8 protein-coding genes are annotated in these 5939 nt (G+C 54.5%); 3 read left to right on the forward strand and 5 right to left on the reverse strand.

From position 1 onward, the window contains the following. From L692_RS0109980 to L692_RS0109995, 4 genes are all read right to left on the reverse strand, one after another. A partial coding sequence (locus L692_RS0109980) for an MFS transporter (protein WP_025699486.1) occupies nt 1-1128 on the reverse strand: 1128 nt, incomplete at its 3' end. A 34-nt stretch (nt 1129-1162) separates the two neighbouring features. Continuing rightward, on the reverse strand, nt 1163-1762 hold the full coding sequence (locus L692_RS0109985) for a hypothetical protein (RefSeq protein ID WP_025699488.1): 600 nt from the start codon (nt 1760-1762) through the stop codon (nt 1163-1165). Nucleotides 1763-1826: 64 nt separating this feature from the next. Next, entirely contained in the window at nt 1827-2528 is a 702-nt protein-coding gene (locus tag L692_RS0109990) for a hypothetical protein (protein ID WP_025699491.1), read from the reverse strand. Further along, nucleotides 2529-3149 (reverse strand): YhbD family protein, encoded by a 621-nt coding sequence (locus L692_RS0109995; RefSeq protein WP_312001043.1) that lies wholly within the window; start codon nt 3147-3149, stop codon nt 2529-2531. 172 nt (nt 3150-3321) lie between these two features. Between L692_RS0109995 and L692_RS0110000 the strand changes: the two genes are divergently transcribed. After that, a complete protein-coding gene (locus L692_RS0110000; protein WP_025699494.1) occupies nt 3322-4080 on the forward strand; it encodes a DeoR/GlpR family DNA-binding transcription regulator in 759 nt (252 codons plus the stop codon). A gap of 103 nt (nt 4081-4183) precedes the next feature. On the opposite strand, the gene L692_RS0110005 is transcribed toward L692_RS0110000, so the two are convergent. Next, nucleotides 4184-4795, reverse strand: coding sequence for a 50S ribosomal protein L25 (locus L692_RS0110005; RefSeq protein ID WP_025699496.1), 612 nt, complete (start codon nt 4793-4795; stop codon nt 4184-4186). Nucleotides 4796-5055: 260 nt separating this feature from the next. On the opposite strand from L692_RS0110005, the gene L692_RS0110010 reads away from it, so the two are divergent. Both L692_RS0110010 and L692_RS28310 read left to right on the forward strand, forming a co-directional pair. Then, a complete protein-coding gene (locus L692_RS0110010; RefSeq protein WP_025699497.1) occupies nt 5056-5349 on the forward strand; it encodes a GNAT family N-acetyltransferase in 294 nt (97 codons plus the stop codon). A 71-nt stretch (nt 5350-5420) separates the two neighbouring features. Next, the coding region (locus tag L692_RS28310; protein WP_025699498.1) for a GNAT family N-acetyltransferase at nt 5421-5939 on the forward strand (519 nt) is incomplete at its 3' end.

Genomic DNA, 5939 nt, shown 5'->3' on the forward strand with positions numbered 1-5939 from the left:
CAGCACCGAGAAGGACGCTCCGACGCCAAGGCCGATAAGTATCATGTATAGCGTGACGAGCAGCCGGGTCGCATCCGGCGGCAGCGTGGACGACAGCCAGATTCCGATAGCCAGCAGCGCCAGAGTGGGAATCATCAGGCTGCGGTAGCTGAATTTGGTCATCAGGAAGCCGCCGGCGGTTGCCGTGATCACTGAGCCAACCATCATCGGCAGAAGCACCAGGCCGGAATTGGTGGCCGAGCCGCCGAGCACGCCCTGAATAAAGATCGGGATGTACACCGAGGCGACGATGAAGGCTGCCCCGCTGAACAAGGCGATCAGAATGCTGAAGGCATACAGCCGCCGGCGGAACAGCGCGTAGGAGATAATCGGCTCCTCCGCCTTTGTCTCCGCGTACAGAAACACCGCAGTCAGCGCGGCCGAAGCGCCGAACAGGCCAAGAATCAACGCGGAATCCCATGCGTATTCCTTGCCGCCCAGCTCCAGCGCGAACATCAGGCAGATTACCGCCCCGAGCAGCGTACCCGCGCCAAGCCAATCAATCGGCTGCTTGGAATGCTCATGCGACTCCTTGTAGAAGAATGCTACCAACACGAACGCAAGGATTCCAAGCGGCAGATTGATGTAAAATATCCATTGCCAGGCAATATGGTCCGTGATGTAGGCGCCGAGCAGCGGGCCAAATATGCTGGACATTCCAAAGACCGCGCCAAACGCGCCGCCCAGCTTCCCCCGGGTCTCAAGCGGCACCGCGTCGAACATAATCGTGAAGGCGATCGGCACCAGCGCTCCGCCGCCTATCCCTTGCACCGCCCGGTAAATGGCCAGCTGGGTAATGCTGTCCGCCGTTCCGCACAGCGCGGAGCCTCCCATGAACACCAGCAGACCGAACACGAAAAATTTCTTGCGGCCGTACATATCCGACAACTTTCCGAAGATCGGCATACCCGCCATCTCGGCGACGAGATAGGCCGAGGTCACCCAGACGAATTTATCCATTCCGCCCAATTCCCCGACGATATTTCCCATCGCCGTCGCCACAATCGTACTGTCCATGGATGCCATCAGAATGCCCAGCAACAGCCCGGCGATGACCAGACCGAGGCGGTTGTTTTTTGTATCGCTCAACTTCTCCACTCCGTTTCTCTATTTGGTACCAGGTTTATAGTTTGACCCGGTTATCCACCTTTGCGCTCTTGTGTATTTCCAGCGATTCCCTATACTCAACGGTTTTAATCTCGCAGCCAGGCCCGATCACGACATTTCCGCCCCTTACGGTTTCGGCTGACACATGCTCAAGCTCCACATGGTCCCCTTCAATCGTTCTTCCTTCGAAGCAGGCTTCCTGGCTCGGCTTGACCATCTTCAACAGCAAATACCCCTTGCTGCGCTTGATCCGAATCTTGCCGCCGCCGACATCGCCCGCCCGGCTGTACCCGATCAGGCCGATATCCAGCTGCTCCCCGCTCAGCAGTCCGCCAATCTCCACCGCGCCGGTAAGCCGGAGTTCTCCCGCCTCGCAATCGCCCTTCACTCCGATATGTCCCTCAAACGCAAGCCGCTCGGCTCTCAGCCCGGCATCCGCCGCCAGTTCTCCGCGTCCTTTTAGAGACAAGGCGTCGATACGCCCCCGTACACCGCATTCGCCGGTCAGCTTGATTTCTTCCGCCTTCAGGCTGCCTGCAATTTCGGAATTTCCGGTCAAGCTGAACTTTACGCAGTCGACATCTCCCGCAAACCGGCATTCGCCTGTGATACCCACATTTCGGAATGCTCCTCCCGCCGATGATGTTGTGCCCATGATTTTAAAATTGCTTCGAACTGCGTCAGTCACCGGTCTTCACTTCCCTTCCGATGCGGGCTTCAGGATGCACGGTTAACCTGTCGCGGTATTCCACCAGTCCAACGGAACAACCCGCTCCGATAATCACGCGGCCTCCCCTGACAATATCCGCTGCCGTATATTCCAGATCCAGATTATCCCCTTCGATGACCCTGGCGGTAAGCGCCGGCCTCAGCTTCGGGATGATACCGCCGAGCAGCCGGTTCCATATGCCCGAATCCTCCTGGCGAATCTTCAAGCTCTCCACTCCAATCTCATGCGCCTTCCCCGCTCCCGCCAGCCGGATATCGATATGTCCCGCGCTCAGCAGACCCTCAATCGTGAAGCCGCCCACGCCTCTGAATTCCTCCAGCTCACAATCTCCCTTTGCGGTCACAAGTCCGTTCAGTACACAGCTCTCGCCTGTAAGGCTTCCATCAACATGGAGGATGCCGTCCAGCTTCAGGGTACTGATCTCCAGAGGGCCGTCAAGGTTCAGGATTCCATTCACTTCCATCTCCCGGCTCTTCACTCCCCCTTTCACCCGAATCTGGCCGTTGGCCTTGAATAACCGCGCAGTAAGCGAGCCCCCGACCTTGCCCACTCCGTCAATAAGAACCTTACCGTATATCCCGCCTGCGGCACTCCCGACTCCATTAATGACAAGATCCGGACGCGGCCCCTGCTCCTTATCTGTCTCTGTCATCTACGTTAACCTCCCTTTCAACTGTTCAATCAAATCTCCGAGCGCCACTTTCGCCACCAGCCGGACGCCCTCATCGAAATAAAGCTCCGCCGGCGACGGCGCAAGCAGGAATAAGGCAACGCCCATTTTCCGGACAAAAAAAAGCTCGCCGGGCTTGCCTGCCAGCGCGCCGGCATGCTTCTCAAGCGTGCGCAGCAGAAGTCTTCCCTCCTCCAGACTCATGTCTCCTCTGGCAAGCAAAGTGTCCGCCGTATACAAGCAGAGCAGCTGCTCAAAGGAATACAAGCCCTCTTCGCTCCGAACTGCCGATCCATAAGCAGACATCGCAACACTCGTAACAATGTTTCGTTCTATTATTGCCTGTTCACTCAAGCGGATCTCGCTGAACCCCTCCGTATCCGACAGCTTGCTGGCCAATTCATCCAGCGACAGATCATCCTTCATGCTTAAGATATTTTGAATCCGGGCCTTAATGAGCATTCTCGGAAAAAAGGTTTCCTGACCGGTAAACGTCGATTTGCGTATAAACCATTCTTCCGGGATGAGTCGCTTGCGCTTCCAGCGGTACAGCTGGCCGTATGAAATGCCGGTTAGATCCAGAAGCTCCTTTTTCGATATCAAGTCATCCTCCATCTGTTTCACCTCGCGATTGCATTGTAACATAACATTGTTACGTTGTAAAAGCTCGGTTCCGCATCGGTTCGATATCATTGGTTAACTTTTGGTGTTTTGTTGGTATAATGTACTTAAAAGCACATCGCAACATTAATCGATAGACTAAGGATGGATTAGCATGTTAAAGACCAAACGCATTAAGCAAATTCAGGATTATATCATTGAACACAACACCGTGTCGCTTGATGAACTCGTCGCTGTATTTGATGTTTCCAAAAATACGATAAGGCGGGATATCCAGGAGCTGGTCGAAGGAGGGGAAGTGAAGAAGGTTTATGGCGGTGTCGCTGCAGTAAACCCGCCTCTCATTTCTTTTAACGACAGAAGGTCGCGGGGCCATGCCGAAAAACAGAGAATTGCCAAAGCCGCCGCCGAGTATGTAGCCGACGGGGATATCATTTACATTGACTCCGGAACGACTACCCTGGAGATGATTGAATATATCAAGCATATGAATTTGACGATCATTACAAGCAATCTTGATTTCATCCTTGGTTCTCTTCCCTACGGCAATCTGAATATCATTTCGACCGGCGGCGTTCTGGAGCGCAAGACGAAATCATTTGCCAGCTTCAAAAACATGGACCTGCTGAAAGCGTACAATATAAATAAAGCCTTTATGGCTTCGACCGGAATCTCGATCTTTAGCGGCGTAACCAACTCCTCTCCGCTCGAAAGCGAGATCAAGCAAATTGTCGTCGAACGCTGCCAGGAGGTGTTCCTGCTTGTGGATCATCACAAATTTGGCAGGCATGCGCTCATGACCTACTGCAAGCTGCAAGATATCGATTATCTGGTTACCGACAGCATGCCGGGGACCGATTACCAACAGTTCGCCGGGGAGAACGGGATCAAGCTCGTTATAGCCGGCGAATAACCGGGGCCAAGCCGATATTGGCGCCTGATTAAGCAAGAGCGCGTTCCCTCGCGGCAAGGAGGGGACGCGCTCTGATCCTTTATGTTCAATTTCAGGCAGGCATTCAGACTTCCGCGCCTTCGGCAACCTCTTCGGCGGCCGGTTCCGCAGTCCCTTCCTCGGCCCCAGGCTCGCCCTGGACGGCTGGCGGCGCGATCTTGACGACCAGCGTCTCGGGATCTGTCAGCACTTCCCATCCCGCATGCTTCGGCAAGTCCGAAACCAGCAGGTGAGCGCCGATTTCCAAGGAACTGATGTCTACTTCGAATGTGGATTCCAGGTTGTCCGGCAGTGTGCGGATATCCAGCTCATGCAGCTCGACCGTCTGCACGCCTCCGCCCTTAACCCCTGCCGGCGTACCGGTAAAATGCAGGGCTACCTTGGTGTCCAGCTTGGCTTTCAGATCGATAACGTGGAAGTCGATATGCAGCAGCTTCTTGGTCAAAGGCTGGCGCTGCACATCCTGGATAATCACATCCTTGGTGCCGGATGCCGGCAGCTCCGCCTTCAGGATCGCCCGCGGATTTTTGCCCAGAATACTGTCGATCGTTTTTGCATCCGCGCTAAGAGAAAGGGATTCCGAACCTGCACCGTAGATGACAACAGGCACCAGGCCCTGTCTCCGCTGCGCGGCAGGTGTCCCGGCTCTTTCCGTCAAACGTAATGCTTCACTCATTACCAATTCCTCCTAAGTTATGGATTGAAAAAACACAAGACCGATTAGTTCCATATACTAATCAGTCTCTTGACAACCATATTGCTGTGCTGTGGGACCAGTATAGCACTCCCGAAAACGAGAGTCAAAATTGTCTCTACACCCATAATCATCCAAAATTCGCGTTATTTAGCCTTGGTTCAATATTATTTGAGCCTAACTCGCTTTTTGCCCGGGGAGAGAGTAAAATAACGGTAATCCATGAAACAGGAGTGATGAATATGCAGCAAATTTCATCGGGAGAAGGACGGTTTTACATTGCCGGAGATGCAGAAGACCTTGCTGAAATTACATACAAGCTGGACAACTCTAAAACAATGATCGTTGATCATACGTATGTATCGGAACAACTGCGGGGTCAGGGAGCGGGCGAGCAGCTCGTCAAGGCGGTCGTAGACAAAGCAAGAAGCGAGGGACTATCCGTCATCCCTCAGTGCTCCTACGCCGCGCATCAATTCAAGAAGCATCCCGAGTACGGGGACGTGCTGAAAGAGAACGGGAACGGCCTGTCCTAGATAAGCCGGGCCGTTGCTCATAGCGCAAAGTCCGGAAGGGCTGCGATTTTAATGGTTAGGAGGAAACGGGGTTGACGACACGGGAAACTTTTCGCGAAATAGAGGAATTGCAGCGCCGCTGCGAAGAATATGACGGCATATCGCTGAAGCTGAACTGGGACTCGCTGCGAAGCGAGCCGGGGTCCGGAGGCGCCGAGTGGCTGTATACCTACGAGGAAGGGCTGCTGGCGGGATTTATCGGGATATACAGCTTCGGCAGCGAGGTTGAAGTCTGCGGCATGGTGCGGCCCGGCTACCGCCGGCGGGGGATTTTCACCTCCCTGTGGGAGCAGGCCCGTAAACAGATCGCCCGCAAAAAAGCAAAGAGCATTCTGCTTAACGCGCCCGCAGCTTCCAAATCGGCAGCCGGGTTCTTGAGAAGCCTGCCGATCGAGCTTGGCCATTCGGAATACCAGATGAAATGGGACCATGACAAGGCCGAGGAGCGTTCAGCTTTCGAGAACAAGATTCTGCCCGATGACATGGTGATCCTTCGCCCCGCCCGGGCCGATGAGAAGAGGCTGCTGGCCGTCCTCGACAGCAAGGGCTTC

The organism is Paenibacillus forsythiae T98, assembly GCF_000520735.1.
Classification (GTDB): Bacteria; Bacillota; Bacilli; order Paenibacillales; family Paenibacillaceae; genus Paenibacillus_AQ; species Paenibacillus_AQ forsythiae.

Coding starts and splice junctions, on each gene's coding strand:
- L692_RS0109990 (WP_025699491.1), bottom strand. CDS start 2,528: ATGACAGAGACAGATAAGGAGCAGGGGCCGCGTCCGGATCTTGTCATT.
- L692_RS0110010 (WP_025699497.1), top strand. CDS start 5,056: ATGCAGCAAATTTCATCGGGAGAAGGACGGTTTTACATTGCCGGAGAT.
- L692_RS0110005 (WP_025699496.1), bottom strand. CDS start 4,795: ATGAGTGAAGCATTACGTTTGACGGAAAGAGCCGGGACACCTGCCGCG.
- L692_RS0110000 (WP_025699494.1), top strand. CDS start 3,322: ATGTTAAAGACCAAACGCATTAAGCAAATTCAGGATTATATCATTGAA.